16 protein-coding genes and 2 pseudogenes are annotated in these 16,441 nt (G+C 60.1%); 12 read left to right on the forward strand and 6 right to left on the reverse strand.

The window, feature by feature from the left end; genetic code table 11:
• Positions 1-2: 2 nt before the first annotated feature.
• The gene (locus ACZ1HA_RS11840) at positions 3-731 is read right to left on the reverse strand and encodes a M48 family metallopeptidase (RefSeq protein WP_375230346.1); all 729 of its coding nucleotides are present in this window, start codon (positions 729-731) and stop codon (positions 3-5) included.
• 124 nt (positions 732-855) lie between these two features.
• Between ACZ1HA_RS11840 and ACZ1HA_RS11845 the strand changes: the two genes are divergently transcribed.
• The 12 genes and pseudogenes from ACZ1HA_RS11845 to ACZ1HA_RS11900 all read left to right on the forward strand — a co-directional run bounded on the left by ACZ1HA_RS11845 (position 856) and on the right by ACZ1HA_RS11900 (position 11,009).
• A complete protein-coding gene (locus ACZ1HA_RS11845; RefSeq protein WP_375230345.1) occupies positions 856-1,083 on the forward strand; it encodes a hypothetical protein in 228 nt (75 codons plus the stop codon).
• A gap of 60 nt (positions 1,084-1,143) precedes the next feature.
• Positions 1,144-2,010: a branched-chain amino acid aminotransferase gene (locus tag ACZ1HA_RS11850; protein ID WP_472714011.1), complete on the forward strand. Its 867-nt coding sequence runs from the start codon at positions 1,144-1,146 to the stop codon at positions 2,008-2,010.
• 108 nt (positions 2,011-2,118) lie between these two features.
• On the forward strand, positions 2,119-2,574 hold the full coding sequence (locus ACZ1HA_RS11855; RefSeq protein WP_375230343.1) for a universal stress protein: 456 nt from the start codon (positions 2,119-2,121) through the stop codon (positions 2,572-2,574).
• Between the two features lie 119 nt (positions 2,575-2,693).
• A complete protein-coding gene (locus tag ACZ1HA_RS11860) occupies positions 2,694-3,257 on the forward strand; it encodes a NifU family protein (RefSeq protein WP_375230342.1) in 564 nt (187 codons plus the stop codon).
• A 38-nt stretch (positions 3,258-3,295) separates the two neighbouring features.
• Positions 3,296-3,973 carry a tRNA (adenosine(37)-N6)-threonylcarbamoyltransferase complex dimerization subunit type 1 TsaB gene (tsaB, locus tag ACZ1HA_RS11865; protein WP_472714012.1) on the forward strand — a complete coding sequence of 226 codons (678 nt, stop codon included), beginning with the start codon at positions 3,296-3,298 and terminating at the stop codon, positions 3,971-3,973.
• Positions 3,970-4,389, forward strand: a complete 420-nt coding sequence (locus tag ACZ1HA_RS11870; protein WP_472714013.1) for a GNAT family N-acetyltransferase — start codon at positions 3,970-3,972, stop codon at positions 4,387-4,389. Before tsaB ends, ACZ1HA_RS11870 begins: the two co-directional genes overlap by 4 nt.
• A gap of 147 nt (positions 4,390-4,536) precedes the next feature.
• Entirely contained in the window at positions 4,537-5,532 is a 996-nt protein-coding gene (locus ACZ1HA_RS11875; RefSeq protein ID WP_472714014.1) for a BMP family lipoprotein, read from the forward strand.
• Positions 5,533-5,662: 130 nt separating this feature from the next.
• On the forward strand, positions 5,663-7,183 hold the full coding sequence (locus ACZ1HA_RS11880) for an ABC transporter ATP-binding protein (RefSeq protein ID WP_472714015.1): 1,521 nt from the start codon (positions 5,663-5,665) through the stop codon (positions 7,181-7,183).
• 3 nt (positions 7,184-7,186) lie between these two features.
• Complete coding sequence (locus ACZ1HA_RS11885) at positions 7,187-8,281, forward strand: ABC transporter permease (protein WP_472714016.1); 1,095 nt, start codon at positions 7,187-7,189, stop codon at positions 8,279-8,281.
• Positions 8,281-9,248: pseudogene (locus ACZ1HA_RS11890) on the forward strand (ABC transporter permease). Before ACZ1HA_RS11885 ends, ACZ1HA_RS11890 begins: the two are co-directional and overlap by 1 nt.
• A 91-nt stretch (positions 9,249-9,339) precedes the next feature.
• Positions 9,340-10,251 (forward strand): sulfite exporter TauE/SafE family protein, encoded by a 912-nt coding sequence (locus ACZ1HA_RS11895; RefSeq protein WP_472714017.1) that lies wholly within the window; start codon positions 9,340-9,342, stop codon positions 10,249-10,251.
• Positions 10,251-11,009, forward strand: a complete 759-nt coding sequence (locus ACZ1HA_RS11900) for a TIGR02186 family protein (protein ID WP_472714018.1) — start codon at positions 10,251-10,253, stop codon at positions 11,007-11,009. The genes ACZ1HA_RS11895 and ACZ1HA_RS11900 overlap by 1 nt, the downstream gene beginning before the upstream one ends.
• A gap of 9 nt (positions 11,010-11,018) precedes the next feature.
• Here ACZ1HA_RS11900 and ACZ1HA_RS11905 read toward each other — a convergent pair.
• The 5 genes and pseudogenes from ACZ1HA_RS11905 to ccrA form a co-directional block, all read right to left on the reverse strand.
• Positions 11,019-11,719: pseudogene (locus tag ACZ1HA_RS11905) on the reverse strand (SDR family oxidoreductase).
• Positions 11,716-13,257, reverse strand: a complete 1,542-nt coding sequence (locus ACZ1HA_RS11910; protein WP_472714019.1) for an ATP-dependent DNA helicase — start codon at positions 13,255-13,257, stop codon at positions 11,716-11,718. Before ACZ1HA_RS11910 ends, ACZ1HA_RS11905 begins: the two are co-directional and overlap by 4 nt.
• 50 nt (positions 13,258-13,307) lie before the next feature.
• Complete coding sequence (locus ACZ1HA_RS11915) at positions 13,308-13,946, reverse strand: acyl-homoserine-lactone synthase (RefSeq protein WP_375230332.1); 639 nt, start codon at positions 13,944-13,946, stop codon at positions 13,308-13,310.
• 116 nt (positions 13,947-14,062) lie between these two features.
• Positions 14,063-14,785, reverse strand: coding sequence for a helix-turn-helix transcriptional regulator (locus ACZ1HA_RS11920; RefSeq protein ID WP_375230331.1), 723 nt, complete (start codon positions 14,783-14,785; stop codon positions 14,063-14,065).
• Between the two features lie 373 nt (positions 14,786-15,158).
• Positions 15,159-16,439, reverse strand: a complete 1,281-nt coding sequence (gene ccrA / locus ACZ1HA_RS11925) for a crotonyl-CoA carboxylase/reductase (RefSeq protein ID WP_472714020.1) — start codon at positions 16,437-16,439, stop codon at positions 15,159-15,161.
• Positions 16,440-16,441 lie beyond the last annotated feature (2 nt).

Consider the following 16,441-nt stretch of genomic DNA (forward strand, 5'->3'; position numbering starts at 1 on the left):
GTTCAGAGACCAGCCGCCGTTCTGCGCACAATGTCGATGCGCTGTGCGTTTGGCGGATGCGTGCCGAGAAAACGGTCCCCGGGGTCAGGAATACGCGAAAAGAACTTTGCGCCACGGACAGGATCGTACCCGGCGCGGGCCGCGATGACGGTGCCCAGCGCATCAGCCTCCAGCTCGAAGTCCTTGGAGAAGGACCGCGCGCCCACCGCAGCGCCGGTGCGCCGCGCCTCCTGAACGGCCGTCGGGTCTCCGCCCAGCAGGACAGCAAGGCCGGTTGCAACGACTGCACCTGCGGCAGCATTCTGCTGCTGGCGGGGGATGTGGCCACGGATATGATGCGCGGCCTCATGGCCCATGACAAAGGCCAGTTCATCCCGGTTGCGCGCATCCTCAATCAGCGCCAGTGTGAAGGCAATCACCGGACGGCCGGATTTGTCGATGGTCTGGAATGCATTGGCGGGTGCATTGGGCTGCTCAATGACCACGATCAGAAAATCACAGTTCACGCGCTGCGTCCGCGCCCTGCATTCACGTTCAGCAACCGGCTCCACCGTGCGGACTACCCGGGCAAAGGCCGAACCCGCAGAAGCCGGAACAGCGCTTACCGCCGACGTGGAACGCGGTGCAGCTGCTGCGCTATCCGGTGTCGTGCGGACCGGACCGGATGTTGTGGTCACCTGACAGCCTGCCAGAACCACAGCCATCGCAAACGTTGAAACTTTCCTGATCATCGGAAACAGCCTCGCACCCCTGAAAACAACTTTCGACATTTTAGCGCCTGTGCGCGCGGGCGCCACCCTGCACACACAGTTTTGTGACCCTTGCAAAGAACCGCGCATGGCTTAGGCTGGCGTCATGTTTACCATCGAGCACGAATTTGATGCGACCGTCGTCACCCTGGTTGATGATGGTGCGGCCCCGCTGCAGGAGGATGTCACGGTGCATGCAACCGAGAGCGCAATCCTGCTGAACCAGTATGATCCGCGCACCGACCGGATGGTTTCGGTCAGGTTGTCGCCGGAGCAGTGGCGTGACCTGAACGCTGCGCTGAACCTGCCGGAGGGCGTCTACCGCGCGGACTGAATTGTTGACCCTGCGGACACGCGGTGATGTAACTCACGAAGAGTTTCAGGGAGTGCACGCATGAGCATCGGCAGCAATATCGTCACATGGTTTGAGAACCGATGGCACCGCGATGATGTCGCCATCATGCGCGCCGCTGACCACGGCAGCTGGCTTGGGACCAGCGTTTTCGACGGTGCGCGCTTTTTTGCGGGCCGCACACCCGACCTGCTGGCACATTGCGAACGCGTGAACCATTCTGCACGGGCACTGATGATCACGCCAACGGTAGAAGCTGCAGAGATGGTCGACATCATACGAGACGGCTTGCGCCATTATGGACCCGACGACGCGGTTTACATCCGGCCGATGTACTGGGCCATTCACGGCGATGCGACGGCCATTGTACCGGATGCAGATGCAACGGGCTTTGCGATCTGCCTTGAGCAGATCCCGATGGCACCGGCAGATGCGTCAACAACGCTGGCACGCACCCGGTTCCGCCGTCCGGTGCTGGAAGACAATGTCGTTAACGCCAAGGCCGGATGTCTTTACCCGAACAACGCGCGCATGCTGACCGAAGTGCGCGCGCGCGGATTTGGCAATGCTCTGGTGGCGGACGCCATGGGCAACGTCGCAGAATCGGCTACTGCCAATGTTTTCATGGTACGCGACGGCGAGATTTTCACCCCGATTGCCAACGGGACGTTCCTGGCGGGTATCACGCGCGCACGGCACATCTCGAACCTTGCTGCCGACGGATCCGAAGTGCACCAGCAGGTTCTGACATTTGCCGACTTTGAAGAAGCCGACGAGGTCTTTCTGACCGGCAATATGTCGAAAATCACACCGGTCACTGCCTTTGAGGACCATCGGTATCAGATCGGACCGGTCGCCCGGCGCCTGCGCGAGATGTACTGGGACTGGGCTGCGACAGATACCCCGTAAGGCCAGCAGGCCGGCGGGTACAGGGCCAGATGGGTTCAACCGGAAGTTTGCGATTGCGCGCTCATCGCTCAGGGGTCATGATCTGCGCAAACAGGGGGGCGTTTTAAGATGCGCAAATTTCTCGTTATTCTCGACGACAGCCGCGAATGCCTCAATGCAATGCGTTTTGCTGCAATGCGGGCATCGCATACTGGCGGCGGCGTCGAAGTGCTTGCTGTTATCCCACCTGATGAGTTCAACCACTGGATCGGTGTCGGTGAGATGATGCGCGAGGAAGCGCGCGAACGCATCCAAGTGCACTACGAAGTGTTCGCAAAATGGATGCGGGACCGGCAGGGTATTGAACCGGAACTGGTGATCCGCGAGGGCACACCGGTCGATGAGATCATGGCACAGATCCGCGAAGATGAGGAAATCGGTGTGCTGGTTCTGGGTGCCGGCACCGACAAAAAGGGCCCAGGCCCCTTGGTGACACAGCTGACGCGCAATGCCGGTGGTCTGCCGATCCCGATCACAATTGTTCCGGGCGATCTGAGCAAGGAAAAGCTCGAAGCGATCACCTGATCCCGAGAGCAGGGCCGGCGCGGCATACCTCCGCGTCAGCGCACAGATTAGAATCGTTCCAAACCTTGACTCGGCCCGGCCCGGTCCGCATATCTGACGAACACTCCAGGAGAGAACCGATGTTTATCCAGACCGAATCCACACCGAACCCCGCGACGCTGAAGTTTCTGCCCGGCCAGACTGTTCTGGAAATGGGAACCGCAGATTTCCCGACAGCTGACACGGCGGACAAATCACCGCTGGCGACCCGCGTTTTCGCGGTAGAGGGCGTGACGGGTGTGTTTTTCGGCAATGATTTCGTGACCGTGACCAAGGCGGACGCTGTGGACTGGGATCACATCAAACCGGCACTGCTCGGGGCGATCATGGAGCATTTCCAGTCCGGTCAGCCGGTGATGGCAGGCGATCACACACCGGAATCCGGACATGCAGAGCATTCCGGCGAAGATGGCGCGATCGTCAACCAGATCAAAGAGCTTCTGGACAGCCGTGTACGCCCTGCCGTAGCTCAGGATGGTGGCGACATCACCTTTCACGGGTTTGACCGCGGGGTTGTGTATCTGCACATGCAGGGTGCCTGTGCCGGTTGTCCGTCGTCAACGCTGACGCTGAAAATGGGTATCGAAAACCTGCTGCGCCACTACATTCCGGAAGTCACCGAAGTACGCCCGGTCGCGACCTGAGCGCCATTGTGCGGCTCTGATTGAGGCAACAGGACCACATGCCAGGTGACCCAGAGGACAGAACCGATGCGCCGCTGGTCATCGCCTTTGACACGTCGTCAGCACATGTGACCGGTGCCGTGCTGCAGGGTGAAACTGTTCTGGCCCAAGCGCATGAAGAGATGGCCAAAGGCCAGGCAGAGCGCCTGATGGGGTTTTGCCAGGAACTGCTGGACACCGCAGGCCTGCGTATCGGAGATCTTGATCTGGTGGCCACCGGCACGGGCCCGGGCAATTTCACCGGCATTCGTATCTCTGTCTCCGCGGCCAGGGGCCTCGCACTCGGTCTCGGCATACCGGCCATTGGTCTAAGCATACTCGAAGCACAGGCATTCGGACTGACGGGTCCGGTCATCTCAACTCTCGATGGCCGCCGGGATGCGATTTACCTGCAGATGCTGCAGACAGATGCTCCCATTGCGCCGATGCTGTGTGATCTGGACACACTGCCGGAACTGCCAGACGGCATTTCCCCCGCCTGCGTCGGATTCCGCTCGGGCGACGTGGCCGAACGCCTGTCCGGACGCAGTACTGCTTCGCGTTTCCCGGTCGCTGAGGCCATCGGGCGCTGTGCGCTGAAACGGCTGCACCTGGACAACCCGCGCCCTGCCCCTCTTTACATCCGGCCGGCTGATGCCGCACCGGCACGCGACACAGCACCGGTGATCCTGACGTGACACCCGCAGAGATGAGCCGGATTCACGCTCTGAGCTTTCCTGACGAACGGGGCTGGACCACAGATGAATTCGCAACGCTGCTGTCCCCGGCGCATGTTTTTGCCGTTTCGGAACCCCAGGGTTTTGCCGTTATCCGCGATGTTGCCGGCGAGGCAGAGCTTCTGACGCTGGCCGTGCATCCCGACCACCGGCGTCAGGGCATCGCAGACCGTCTGATGACCCGCTGGATGCACGCATGCGCGGCCACCGAGGCCTTTCTGGAGGTGGCTGCAGACAATCACCCGGCCATCACCCTCTACACAAGGCACAGATTCGCAGAGGCCGGGCGTCGCAAGGCCTATTATGCCCGGCACGGTCGGCCCGCAGCCGATGCGTTGCTGATGAGAGCGGCGCTGACCCCCCGTAAGATGGCCTGAAGCGGGTCTTTTCGGGCAAAAACCGGTTGACCCTGCCAGCCGGAAAGGTCCTAATTTGGCGAGGATCAGATAACCTCTGCTCAATCCGGGCCGCGCGGGACATTTCAACGCTGCGACGGCCCCAAACATAACCTGGGAGACACCTGAATGACCCTTTTTAACAAACTTCTCGGCGCATCTGCCGCGCTGGCACTGTCCGCAGGCGCCGCGCTGGCAGATCCTGCGCTGATCTTTGATCTAGGCGGTAAATTCGACAAATCGTTCAACGAAGCCGCCTTCAACGGCGCTACCCGCTGGGCCGAAGAAACCGGCGAGAGCTTCCGCGAAATCGAACTGCAGTCCGAAGCGCAGCGCGAGCAGGCACTGCGCCGTTTTGCCGAAGCCGGTTCCAACCCGATCGTCATGGCGGGCTTTGCATTCGGTGACGCCCTGGGTCAGGTGGCCGCCGACTATCCGGACACAAGCTTTGTCATCATCGACATGGTTGTGGATGCACCGAACGTACGTTCAGTGGTGTTCAATGAGCACGAAGGCTCCTACCTGGTTGGCATGATGGCGGCAAAAGCCTCCTCTTCCGGCACTGTCGGTTTCATCGGTGGTATGGACATTCCGCTGATCCGTAAATTCGCCTGCGGCTATGCGCAGGGCGTAAAAGCGGTGAACCCGGATGCGACGGTTATCGCCAATATGACAGGCACGACGCCTGCAGCCTGGAATGACCCGGTAAAGGGTTCTGAGCTGACAAAGGCACAGATCAGCCAGGGCGCTGATGTGGTGTATGCTGCCGCTGGCGGTACCGGCGTGGGCGTTTTGCAGACCGCAGCCGACGAAGGCATTCTGTCCATCGGTGTGGACAGCAACCAGAACTACCTGCACCCGGGTAAGGTTCTGACATCCATGATGAAACGGGTCGACAACGCCGTTTTTGATGCCTTCTCTGACGGTCCGGGCCTCGAGACCGGCTTCCAGGTTATGGGTCTGGCGAACGGTGGCGTCGGTTATGCGATGGACGAGAACAATGCGTCCCTCGTCAGCTCCGAAATGCAGGCCAGCGTTGATGATGCAGCGGCTAAAATCGCCGCGGGCGAAGTGTCGGTTCACGACTACATGTCCGACGACAGCTGCCCGGCTCTGAACTTCTGAGCTGGCTGAAAAGCATCCGGGCCGCGCGGCAGGTGACGCTGCGCGGCCCACTGCAACAATAAGAAGCCGCAGGCCAGTCAGGACCCTTCCACCGGCCGGACAAGGGCTTCACGGGAACGGACATCGCACCATGACAGCCCCCGCTATTGAGCTTAAAGGTATTTCGAAAGCCTTCGGTCCGGTTCAGGCGAACAAAGACATCTCTATCCGCGTTATGCCGGGAACAATCCACGGCATCATCGGCGAAAACGGCGCAGGCAAATCAACGCTGATGTCCATCCTGTACGGCTTCTACAAAGCCGACAAAGGTGAAATTTTCATCGCCGGCGACAAGACCGAAATCCCGGACAGCCAGGCGGCGATCGCGGCGGGGATCGGCATGGTTTTCCAGCACTTCAAGCTGGTAGAGAACTTCACCGTTCTGGAAAATATCATCCTTGGCGCGGAGGATGGCGGTCTGCTGCGCCCCTCGCTCGCCAAGGCGCGCAAAACCCTGCTGGAACTGGAACATGAATACGGGCTGAATGTTGATCCGGACGCGGTGATCGAAGATCTGGGCGTTGGCATGCAGCAGCGCGTGGAGATCCTCAAGGCGCTCTACCGGCAGGCGGAAATCCTCATTCTTGATGAGCCCACCGGTGTGCTGACACCCGCAGAGGCCGACCAGCTGTTCCGCATTCTCAGCCGCCTGCGCGAAGAAGGCAAAACCATCATCCTGATCACGCACAAACTGCGTGAAATCATGGAAGCCACCGACACCGTCAGCGTGATGCGGCGGGGCGAGATGACTGCAACCGTCAAAACCGCTGACACCTCGCCTGCGGAGCTGGCCGAGCTGATGGTGGGGCGTAAGGTCCTGCTGCGCGTGGATAAAAAGCCCGCAACGCCTGGTGATGTTGTCCTGGACGTCAAAGGGCTGCGGGTTGTCGATGATCAGAAAGTGGAACGCCTCAAGGGCATCGATCTGCAGGTCCGCGCAGGCGAAATCGTCGGCATTGCCGGGGTCGCCGGAAACGGCCAGTCTGAGCTCCTCGAGGTTCTGGGCGGCTACGCGGACGGCACCGGGCAGGTCTCGCTGAACGGTCAGCCGCTGGACCTGAGTGGCAGGCATTCGGATGGACGGTCGCGGCGCGGGCGCGGCATCGGTCACGTGCCCGAGGACCGCCAGCGTGAGGGTCTGATCATGGATTTCTCCGCCTGGGAGAACACCGCATTCGGCTATCACCGGTCAGACGCCTATCAGTCCGGCCTGCTGCTGAATAACCGGGCGATCCGGAATGATACCGCGGAGAAGATGGCGCGTTTTGACGTACGCCCGCCCAACCCGGCGCTGGCCGCCAAGAATTTCTCCGGTGGCAACCAGCAAAAGATCGTGCTGGCGCGCGAGATTGAACGGAACCCGGATCTGCTGCTGATCGGTCAGCCGACGCGCGGTGTGGACATCGGCGCGATCGAATTCATTCACCAGCAGATCGTGGCGCTGCGCGATCAGGGCAAGGCCATTCTGCTGGTCTCCGTAGAGCTGGAAGAAATACTGGCGCTTGCCGACCGGGTCGCTGTCATGTTTGACGGGCATATTATGGGGGAACGTCTGTCGTCGGAGACAGACGAGAAAGAACTGGGACTGCTGATGGCAGGTGTGGGGAGCTGACACATGGATGTGATGCCTAAATGGGCCGAGGTCATCCTCGTGCCGCTGATCTCGCTGATCCTTGCCGCGATGCTGTCCGCACTCGTGATCCTTGCCATCGGCGAAGACCCGGTTGAGGCAGTCAACCTGATGATCACCGGTGCTCTTGGCAGCACTTATGGCTGGGGCTACACCCTTTATTACGCTACAAATTTCCTCTTTACCGGTCTTGCGGTGTCGGTGGCTTTCCACGCCGGACTGTTCAACATCGGTGGCGAAGGTCAGGCGATGCTGGGTGGCCTTGGCGTCGCCCTCGCCTGCCTGCTGATCCCCTGGCCACACTGGACCCTGGCGCTGGTCGCCGCAACTGTGGCCGCTGGACTGTTTGGTGCCGCCTGGGCTGCCATTCCGGCGTTTTTGCAGGCCAAACGCGGCAGCCACATCGTGATCACCACGATCATGTTCAATTTCATCGCGGCGGCCGTTCTGAACTACGTGCTTGTCAATCTGATGCGTCCGCCTGGCAGTATGGACCCGGCCACCGCGCGTTTTCCCGAAGCGGTGCATCTGCCGACTTTGCACGACATCCTCGGCGTCGTTGGCATCAGCTTTTCCAAGGCGGCACCGGCCAATGTCACCTTTCTGATTGCCGTCGTCGCCTGTGTGCTGGTCTGGCTGCTGCTGTGGCGGACGTGGCTCGGTTACGAAATTCGCAGCTACGGCAAGTCCGAACCGGCGGCCCGTTATGCCGGTATTTCGCCTGTCGCGATCACCATGATCGCCATGCTGATTTCAGGTGCTCTCGCCGGCATGATGGCAATCAACAATGTCATGGGCGAAGCCGAGCGTCTTGTTCTGAACGCGGTTGAAGGCGCGGGCTTTATCGGCATTGCCGTGGCGCTCATGGGGCGGAGCCATCCGTTCGGGGTCTTTCTGGCCGCAATTCTCTTTGGATTTCTCTATCAGGGCGGGGCGGAGCTGGCGCTCTGGACCTCCATCCCGCGCGAACTGATCGTGGTGATCCAGGCGCTGGTGATCCTCTTCACCGGTGCGCTCGACAATATGGTCAGAATGCCGCTTGAACGGCTGTTCCTGATGCTGCGGCGGGGAGATGCCTGATGGATTTTCTGACGCTGATCCAGCTGCTCGACAGTACTGTCCGGCTCGCGACACCGCTGCTGCTGGCCTGCCTTGCGGGGCTTTTTTCCGAACGCGCTGGCATTTTTGATATCGGCCTCGAAGGCAAAATGCTCGCTGCGGCCTTCTTTTCAGCAGCCGTCGCGGCGCTCAGCGGATCGGTCTGGATAGGGCTCGCCGCCGGGATCGCATCCTCGGTCGCACTCAGCGGCCTGCACGGGCTTGCCTCGATCACATTCCGCGGCAATCAGCTCATCTCAGGCGTGGCAATCAACTTTCTGGCCGCAGGCCTGACCGTCCTGATCGCGCAGGACTGGTTCAGCCAGGGCGGCAGAACGCCGTCGCTCATGGGGGGCGCACGGTTTGAACCGGTCACCCTTCCCTTTGCCGATGCGCTTTCCGGCGTTCCGTTTCTGGGACCGATCTACGCCGAGCTGATTTCCGGCCATTCCGTGCTGGTCTACATCGCCTTTGCGACGGTTCCGCTCACGTGGTGGATTCTCTACCGGACCCGTTTTGGTCTGCGCCTGCGTGCTGTCGGCGAAAACCCGGCGGCGGTCGATACGGCGGGCGTTTCGGTGATCGGACTGCGGTATGCGGCGGTCGTCATCTGCGGCGTGCTCTGCGGGATAGCAGGAGCGTATCTCTCCACCGCTCTGCAGGCCGGATTTGTCAAAGACATGTCAGCCGGACGCGGGTTCATTGCTCTCGCAGCTCTGATATTTGCGAAATGGCGCCCGTGGTACGCGCTTTGGGCGACCCTGCTTTTTGGCCTCTTTGGCGCGCTGGAAACCCGCCCGGACGTGATCCAGTCGATGATCGGCATCAAGGTTCAGGGCCAGCTTCTGGGGGCGCTGCCCTATATTATGACGGTTATTATTCTGGCCGGATTTGTCGGCAAAGCCATCCCGCCGCGCGCGGGGGCGAGCCGTATGTGAAGGAACGGTAACGTAAGTCCAGTTTCGCGATTGCATCGGTCCTGTTTGCTGCACAGCAGCAGGACCCATTGATTTTGACAGCAGCGGGGCCTAACAGAGGTCATGCAAATCTACCTTCCCATCGCCGAAGTATCGGTCAATGCCTTTCTTTTGCTGGGCCTTGGTGGGATTGTGGGCATTCTGTCAGGCATGTTTGGTGTGGGCGGCGGCTTTCTGATGACGCCGCTTCTGTTCTTTATCGGCATCCCTCCGGCGGTCGCGGTTGCCACAGAAGCCAACCAGATCGTTGCCTCATCTTTTTCCGGCGTACTCGCGCACCTGAAGCGAAAGACGGTGGATCTCAGGATGGGCACCGTATTGCTCATTGGTGGTCTTGTGGGTGCGGCCCTGGGTGTGGTGGTATTCAACTACCTCAAAGCACAGGGCCAGGTCGATCTGCTGGTCAAGCTTTGCTACGTTGTGTTTCTTGGGATCATCGGCGGGCTGATGTTCTTCGAAAGCCTGCGCGCCATCCGCAACACAAAAAGCGGCAAGCCACCCGCGCGCAAGAAGCACAACTGGATCCACGGCCTGCCCTTCAAAATGCGGTTCCGCGTTTCCGGCCTCTATATTTCGGTGATCCCACCGCTTCTCGTCGGTGTGTCTGTTGGCATCCTCGCCGCGATCATGGGCGTCGGCGGCGGGTTTATCATGGTCCCCGCGATGATCTATCTGCTGGGCATGCCCACGAAAGTCGTTGTCGGCACGTCGCTCTTTCAGATCATTTTTGTCACCGGCTTTACGACGCTGCTGCATGCTACGACCAACTTTACAGTTGATGTTGTGCTGGCGGTCCTTCTGCTTGTTGGCGGGGTCATCGGCGCGCAGATCGGCACGCGGATCGGTGTGAAACTGAAGGCAGAGCAACTGCGCATTCTGCTCGCCATCATGGTGCTCGCTGTCTGTGCCAAGCTGGCGCTTGATCTGCTGATCATGCCTTCCGAGCTCTATTCGATCGGCGAGGCAGGCCACTGATGCGGTTGTTTGCTGCCATACTGGTATGCCTCTCGGCCCTGCCCGCCCTGGCGGAAGAAGTCGTGCTGGGGCTCAGCAAGGATACCGTCTCCATCGACACCAGTTTTGACGGGTCTGAAATCCTGATCTTTGGCGCCGTAAAACGCGAAGCGCCAATCCCGGACGATCCGCGTCTCCAGGTCATCGTGACCGTCGCTGGACCGGAAGAAACAATGACCGTCCGGCGCAAGGAAAAACGCTTTGGAATCTGGGTCAACACCGACGCGGTCGAAATCGACAGCGCGCCAAGTTTTTACGCTGTCTCAACCAGCACAGCCCTTGGCCTCTCGCTCAGTGACACCGAAGATCTGCGTCACCGCGTGTCCATCCCCCGCGCCATCCGCTCGGTTGGCGCGCCCGACACAATTGAGAACGCCGCGACATTCACGGACGCGCTGATCCGGATCAAATCCGCCTCCAATCAGTATCAGCTGAACGAAGGCACGATCAGCGTTGACGCCCAGACACTCTTCCGCACGGCCATAAAACTGCCGGCGGCCCTGACCGAGGGCGACTATGACACGCGCATTTTCCTGACGCGGGGCGGTGAGGTGATCTCGAAATACGAGACCAGCATTTACGTGCGCAAAGTCGGCCTTGAACGCTGGCTCTACAAACTGTCCCGTGAAAATGCGCTGATGTACGGCCTGATGTCACTCGCCATTGCCATTGGCGCCGGCTGGTCCGCATCCGCCGTCTTCCGCCTCTTCAGGGCCTGATCCGAAGCGTCAGCCCCGCCCGATGTAGGGCATCGTCGTGGCCATCACCGTCATGAACTGGACATTGGCCTCTGCGGGCATATTCGCCATATGCAGAACGGACGCTGCCGCATTCGAGACATTCATAGTGGCCGTGCCAGGCTGTGTTTTCTTCAGCTCCTGCAGCAGCGCTGTTTCCGCGTTGCCGATGTCGATCTGACCGCAGGCGATCCCGAACGGCCGACCGTCGAGGAAAGTGTCTTCGTCAGGCCCGTCACCGCGTGTTTGGTCGTCGTGTAACACACCGAATTCGGCCGCGGCACATACGCCGAGAGCGACCCGTTATTAATGATCCTGCCGCCCTGCGGATCCTGGGCGCGCATCCGGGCAAAGGCGAGACGCGCGGCAATAAACATGCCGCCTACGTTGACCGACAGAACCTGCGCCCAATCCTCAAGCGGGACCTCATCAATCGTCGCAGGCGGCCCGAAGAGTCCCGCATTGTTGAACAGCACGTCAATATGACCGAAAGCATCGAAAGCCGCTTCCATGCCTGCTGCCTCCGTCACATCAGCAGGCAGTGGAACCGCCGTTTCATACCGGTCAGCCAGCGCTTCGAGCAGTTCGCCGCGGCGGGCGATAAGTCCGACACGCCAGCCTTCTTCAAGGAACACTTCGGCCGTTGCATGGCCGATGCCGGAGCTGGCGCCAGTGATGATAATGGATTTCATAACAGTTCCTCTGATGGGGGTTCAGCCAGCGACAGCGGTGCCGCCGGCAGTGCGCGCAGGTCATCGGTCTGCAGCGGTCCTGTGGGACGCGCAAGCCGGTTCCGCACGACCCAGATGAGGCGCTCCTGTGCCCGGGTGATCGCGACATAGGCGAGACGTTTCCACAGCGGCTGACCGGCCTCAGAACGACCCATCCGGGCAGCTGTGTAAAGGTCCGGCGCAAAAACCTGCACGGTGTCCCACTGCGAGCCCTGCGCCTTGTGGATGGTCACCGCGGCCCCGTGCAGAAAGGTGGCTCCCATGCGCGCGGCAAAGGGAATAAAGGGCTCTTCCTCGTCCGGTTTTTCGATTTTCACGATTGAGGCTGCGGAGACCTGTGGGTCCTCGGCACCCATAACATGCAGGCGGCTGAACCCCGGTTTGCGCCCCTCGCCCAGGAACACCACCTGCGCGCCCTTGATCAGCCCCCGGGCTTCGAGATCGAGGCGTTTCTTCCGGTGCTTGAGAGGCAGTTCGATCCCGTCACAGATGAGCGGTTCTCCGGGCAGAAGCGCGTCCTCAGGCGCCCCATGCACCTGCCGGAAAGCGTTGATCAGGCGGATACGTGTGGCGTTGCGCCAGACCAGCACCGGGCTGCGGGCCATCAGGTCCACTTCGACGCGCTGGCCCCAGACCACCCGCTCATCCCGAGCCGCGGCCGCCTCGACCATCCGCTCGAACTGCTCAAAACCAAGGTCCGGATCGCTCAGCGCATGGGCGAGATCAAGGATCGGATTGTCTGCTTCCTGACGATGAATCCGCTCCAGATTAAGCACGCGGCGCTCCGGGAGGCGGTCAAACACCATTGTCCCGGACTGGTTCACCGGGGCCAGCTGTGCAGGGTCCCCGAACAGCAGAAGGGTTGGAAAAATCTCTTTCAGGTCTTCGAACTGGCGATCATCCAGCATCGAGGATTCATCAATGAAACCAATGTCCAGGGGCTCTTCACGCCGTTTCCAGCCCGTGATGAAATCCGATCCGCGCAACCCTGCTGCAGCAAGTGCACCGGGGATCGATTTATTGCCACCATAAAAGGCCGCCGCGCGGTCGAGCGCTTCATCCGTCAGGCCTTCGATTTCAGGCCGCTCACCATTGCCGGCCAGCCACTCCGCGATCCGTTCGTATTCCGGGTCGTAGACGGGCGTATAAAGGATACGATGAATTGTGGTGGCCGGCACCCCGCGCAACCGCAGCACGGACGCGGCTTTATTCGTGGGTGCCAGAACGGCCAGGGTGCGGCGCTCCTTGCGGCGGCGGCTTTCATAGTCGCCCGAAACAATTTCGACCCCGGCTTCCTGGAGCGCCTTTGTCAGCTCCGCCAGCAGCAGGGTCTTGCCCGATCCCGCCTTGCCGGTCACCGCCAGCACCGACGAGGCGTTGCCTTTGGGGGGCATCAGAAGCTGGTCGTCCAGATTGATGCCGGCACTGCGCAGCAGGTCCGCGACCGTGTCGTAGGCCTGTGCCTGATCTTCAGAAAAAGTGACGGTGGGCGCATTCATAGCGCGACCCTACAGGCAGGTCACGCCAGGTGCCAGCCGTCAGATCACGCTCATCCAGTGCGTGACAGGCGCGGCGCGGATGTGGCGCCAAATGCCCGCTCGAACCAGAGCCGGGACAGCTCCGGCGATACGCCGGCGCGGCGTGCAACGCGCGCCTGTGCATCGGGCGTAAACTCCCACAGCCCAACACTAATTTTGTCACGGCCTTCGCCCTGGCTGCCCAGCACTTCGGGGGACGACCCGATCATCCGATAAATCCGCACCATGCGGGCATCGAAGACCCCGACGAAGTGCCGGACTCCAAAACCGTTCATGATCTCGCCACCGCCGAGCATCAGTGCCGCTGCAACCGTACTGGGTGCATCGCGGTTCAGACAGAAGCGCGTGCATTCCCAGATCAGCGGGCTGGTAATGGTGCCGCCGCCCATCAGGTCGGTGAAGTGATCGTTGACCATTGTACGCTCTGTGGTGGGCAGAAAACGCATTGACCCGCCGTGGGTGCCATCTGCTTTCTCCCAGATCACATAGAGCGGGTTCAGGTCGTCATACTCGTCCCTTTCATGCCCCTCGGCGTCCACATCCACTTCCCATCCTAGCCGGTTTTTGAACTGATCCGCGCGGTCGCGGAACATCGTTTCGGTCAGGAGAGGATATTGTTTCAGCTGGTCGGCATAGAGGTAACGGAGCATGAGTGTTTTTCCTTTGGTCGCATCAGAAGGTGCTCAAAGGATGGCTTGATCATCATTAACCACAGGACACCGACGCGCGCGCGCCGGTAACCATTTGCCGCAACAAATGGCCCGTTTCAGACGACAATAAGCCCGCGGCTGATCGCTCTTGCGACAGCGTGTGTCGTGTTTGCCGCGCTCAGTTTGAAGCGTGCGCTTTCGATGTAAACACGAAGCGTGTGCTCAGAAATCGAAAGCGTTTCAGCGACTTGCGCCCGGTTGTACCCGACCGCGAGCAAAGTCAGAGCATCCGTTTCCCGCGGCGACAGCGGCTGTGACTGCTCCGGCGCTTTGTTCGGTTCGAAGTCCAGCGCCTTTTGGTTAAAATAATGCGCGATCAGGATCAGTTCACGCCGGTTGGTTTCCGTGAACTCAGCCCAGTCGTCATCATCGCAGGTGTGATTCACCGTAAAGAGCGCGAACTGCCCGTTAGGTCCGCGAATGGGTATGGAATACCCCTGATTCCCGATGCCGTACTCTATTGATTCCGCCTGAAGTGCCCTCGCTGCCTTGCTTGACCAGTCCAGTTTTTTCCAGTCGACCGGATGAAACCGCTGGTAGCATCCGATGACCACCGGGTCGATGCGCAGATAATTCTGCTCCTGATAGCGTTCGGCCCAGTCGAGGGGATATGTGCCGTAGCCGTACTGAGCACCCGCGCTATCGACCCAGTGATATACGATATTGTCCACCCGATAGTGCGACCTGAGGGCGACAATCGCATCCTGAATGCCCTCAAGCGTGTCCGCCTGCTCCAGCGCCGCCAAAACCGCTTCCACCGGGTTCGAGTTCTCTGCCATGCTCAGTATCGCCTTGCGTCTTCTCATGAAGGGCTGCGATCTCGGCAAGAGCCACAATTGCGGTGTCGTCCAACTGCTCGGCCAGGACCGGCAAGTCGTTCGCTGTCGCAAAAGTTTTCAAGTCCGTCAGAACGTCCAAAATCCAGTCACTTCGCATAGCAGACTCGCCTCTTAAAGGTTAACGAAAGATTAACACAACTCTAGCATGTACTAACCTTGTTTGAAAATTCGCAGTTATTTACTCCCCAAAAATAGTGAGGGCGAATTTTCTAAGTCACTGATACCAAACAGCGTCACACGTTTAACGGGAAAACCCTGCGAAACGGTTAGACGATTCGCAGGGTTCAGTAAAGTAAAACGGCCGGGAATTTGCTTAACGCCGGACCTCCAGCGCGTCTTCCAGTGTACGCAGTCCGGTGGCAGGTGCCTGCACAAGCACCGACATATTCCCGGGCTTATGCTCGTTGCGCATCATTTTCATATGCGCCTGTGGCAGGTCTGCCCAGGTAAACACTTCGGACATGCAGGGGTCCAGACGGCGTTCCAGCATCAGCCGGTTTGCCGCACTGGCCTGCTTCAGATGGGCAAAGTGGCTGCCTTGCAGACGCTTCTGGTGCATCCACATGTAGCGCACATCGAACGTCAGGTTAAAACCCGTCGTCCCGGCACAGATGACCACCATACCACCCTTTTTAACGACAAAAGTGGAAACCGGGAAAGTGGACTCTCCGGGATGCTCAAACACCATGTCTACGTTGACACCCTTGCCGGTGATGTCCCAGATCGCCTTTCCAAACTTGCGGGCTTCGGTGAACCAGGCGGCGTATTCGGGCGTGTTGACCGTCGGGAGCTGTCCCCAGCAGTTGAAGTCCCGGCGGTTGATGACCCCCTTGGCGCCCAGATCCATCACAAACTGTCGTTTGCTCTCGTCAGAGATCACGCCAATAGCGTTTGCGCCTGCAGTATTGATCAGCTGGATGGCATAGGAACCCAGACCGCCCGACGCGCCCCAGACCAGAACGTTCTGGCCAGGCTTCAGATCGTGGGGCTCGTGACCAAAGAGCATCCGGTACGCCGTGGCGAGGGTCAGTGTGTAGCAGGCCGCCTCTTCCCATGTCAGATGTTTCGGGCGCGGCATCAGCTGCTGGCTTTGCACCCGTGTGAACTGGCTGAAGGACCCGTCGGGCGTCTCATACCCCCAGATCCGCTGACTCGCGGAATACATCGGGTCACCGCCGTTGCACTCCTCGTCATCACCGTCATCCTGATTGCAGTGGATCACAACCTCGTCGCCGACCTTCCAGCGCGTCACCCTGTCTCCCACAGCCCAGACAATGCCGGCAGCGTCCGATCCGGCGATGTGATAGGGTTGTCTGTGGCCGTCAAACGGGCTGATCGGCTGACCCAGAGCGGCCCAGACGCCGTTGTAGTTCACACCGGCCGCCATCACGAGCACCAGCACATCCTGGCTGTCCAGTTCCGGCACGTCGACAACTTCCTGCATCATCGCTTTGTCCGGCTCGCCGTGGCGTTCGCGCCGGATCGCCCACGCGTACATCTGTTTGGGCACATACCCCATCGGCGGGATCTCCCCGATGTCATAGAGGTCCTTTTCGGGCGCGTCGTATTCCGCGATCGGTGTGTCCAGTGCCATGT

This window comes from Roseobacter sp. S87 (assembly GCF_055693285.1).

Bases quoted from the DNA above. Each gene is read 5' to 3' on its own strand.
- ACZ1HA_RS11840 (WP_375230346.1), bottom strand. From the start codon at position 731: ATGATCAGGAAAGTTTCAACGTTTGCGATGGCTGTGGTTCTGGCAGGC.
- ACZ1HA_RS11845 (WP_375230345.1), top strand. From the start codon at position 856: ATGTTTACCATCGAGCACGAATTTGATGCGACCGTCGTCACCCTGGTT.
- ACZ1HA_RS11850 (WP_472714011.1), top strand. From the start codon at position 1,144: ATGAGCATCGGCAGCAATATCGTCACATGGTTTGAGAACCGATGGCAC.
- ACZ1HA_RS11855 (WP_375230343.1), top strand. From the start codon at position 2,119: ATGCGCAAATTTCTCGTTATTCTCGACGACAGCCGCGAATGCCTCAAT.
- ACZ1HA_RS11860 (WP_375230342.1), top strand. From the start codon at position 2,694: ATGTTTATCCAGACCGAATCCACACCGAACCCCGCGACGCTGAAGTTT.
- tsaB (WP_472714012.1), top strand. From the start codon at position 3,296: ATGCCAGGTGACCCAGAGGACAGAACCGATGCGCCGCTGGTCATCGCC.
- ACZ1HA_RS11875 (WP_472714014.1), top strand. From the start codon at position 4,537: ATGACCCTTTTTAACAAACTTCTCGGCGCATCTGCCGCGCTGGCACTG.
- ACZ1HA_RS11880 (WP_472714015.1), top strand. From the start codon at position 5,663: ATGACAGCCCCCGCTATTGAGCTTAAAGGTATTTCGAAAGCCTTCGGT.
- ACZ1HA_RS11885 (WP_472714016.1), top strand. From the start codon at position 7,187: ATGGATGTGATGCCTAAATGGGCCGAGGTCATCCTCGTGCCGCTGATC.
- ACZ1HA_RS11895 (WP_472714017.1), top strand. From the start codon at position 9,340: ATGCAAATCTACCTTCCCATCGCCGAAGTATCGGTCAATGCCTTTCTT.
- ACZ1HA_RS11900 (WP_472714018.1), top strand. From the start codon at position 10,251: ATGCGGTTGTTTGCTGCCATACTGGTATGCCTCTCGGCCCTGCCCGCC.
- ACZ1HA_RS11910 (WP_472714019.1), bottom strand. From the start codon at position 13,257: ATGAATGCGCCCACCGTCACTTTTTCTGAAGATCAGGCACAGGCCTAC.
- ACZ1HA_RS11915 (WP_375230332.1), bottom strand. From the start codon at position 13,946: ATGCTCCGTTACCTCTATGCCGACCAGCTGAAACAATATCCTCTCCTG.
- ACZ1HA_RS11920 (WP_375230331.1), bottom strand. From the start codon at position 14,785: ATGGCAGAGAACTCGAACCCGGTGGAAGCGGTTTTGGCGGCGCTGGAG.
- ccrA (WP_472714020.1), bottom strand. From the start codon at position 16,439: ATGGCACTGGACACACCGATCGCGGAATACGACGCGCCCGAAAAGGAC.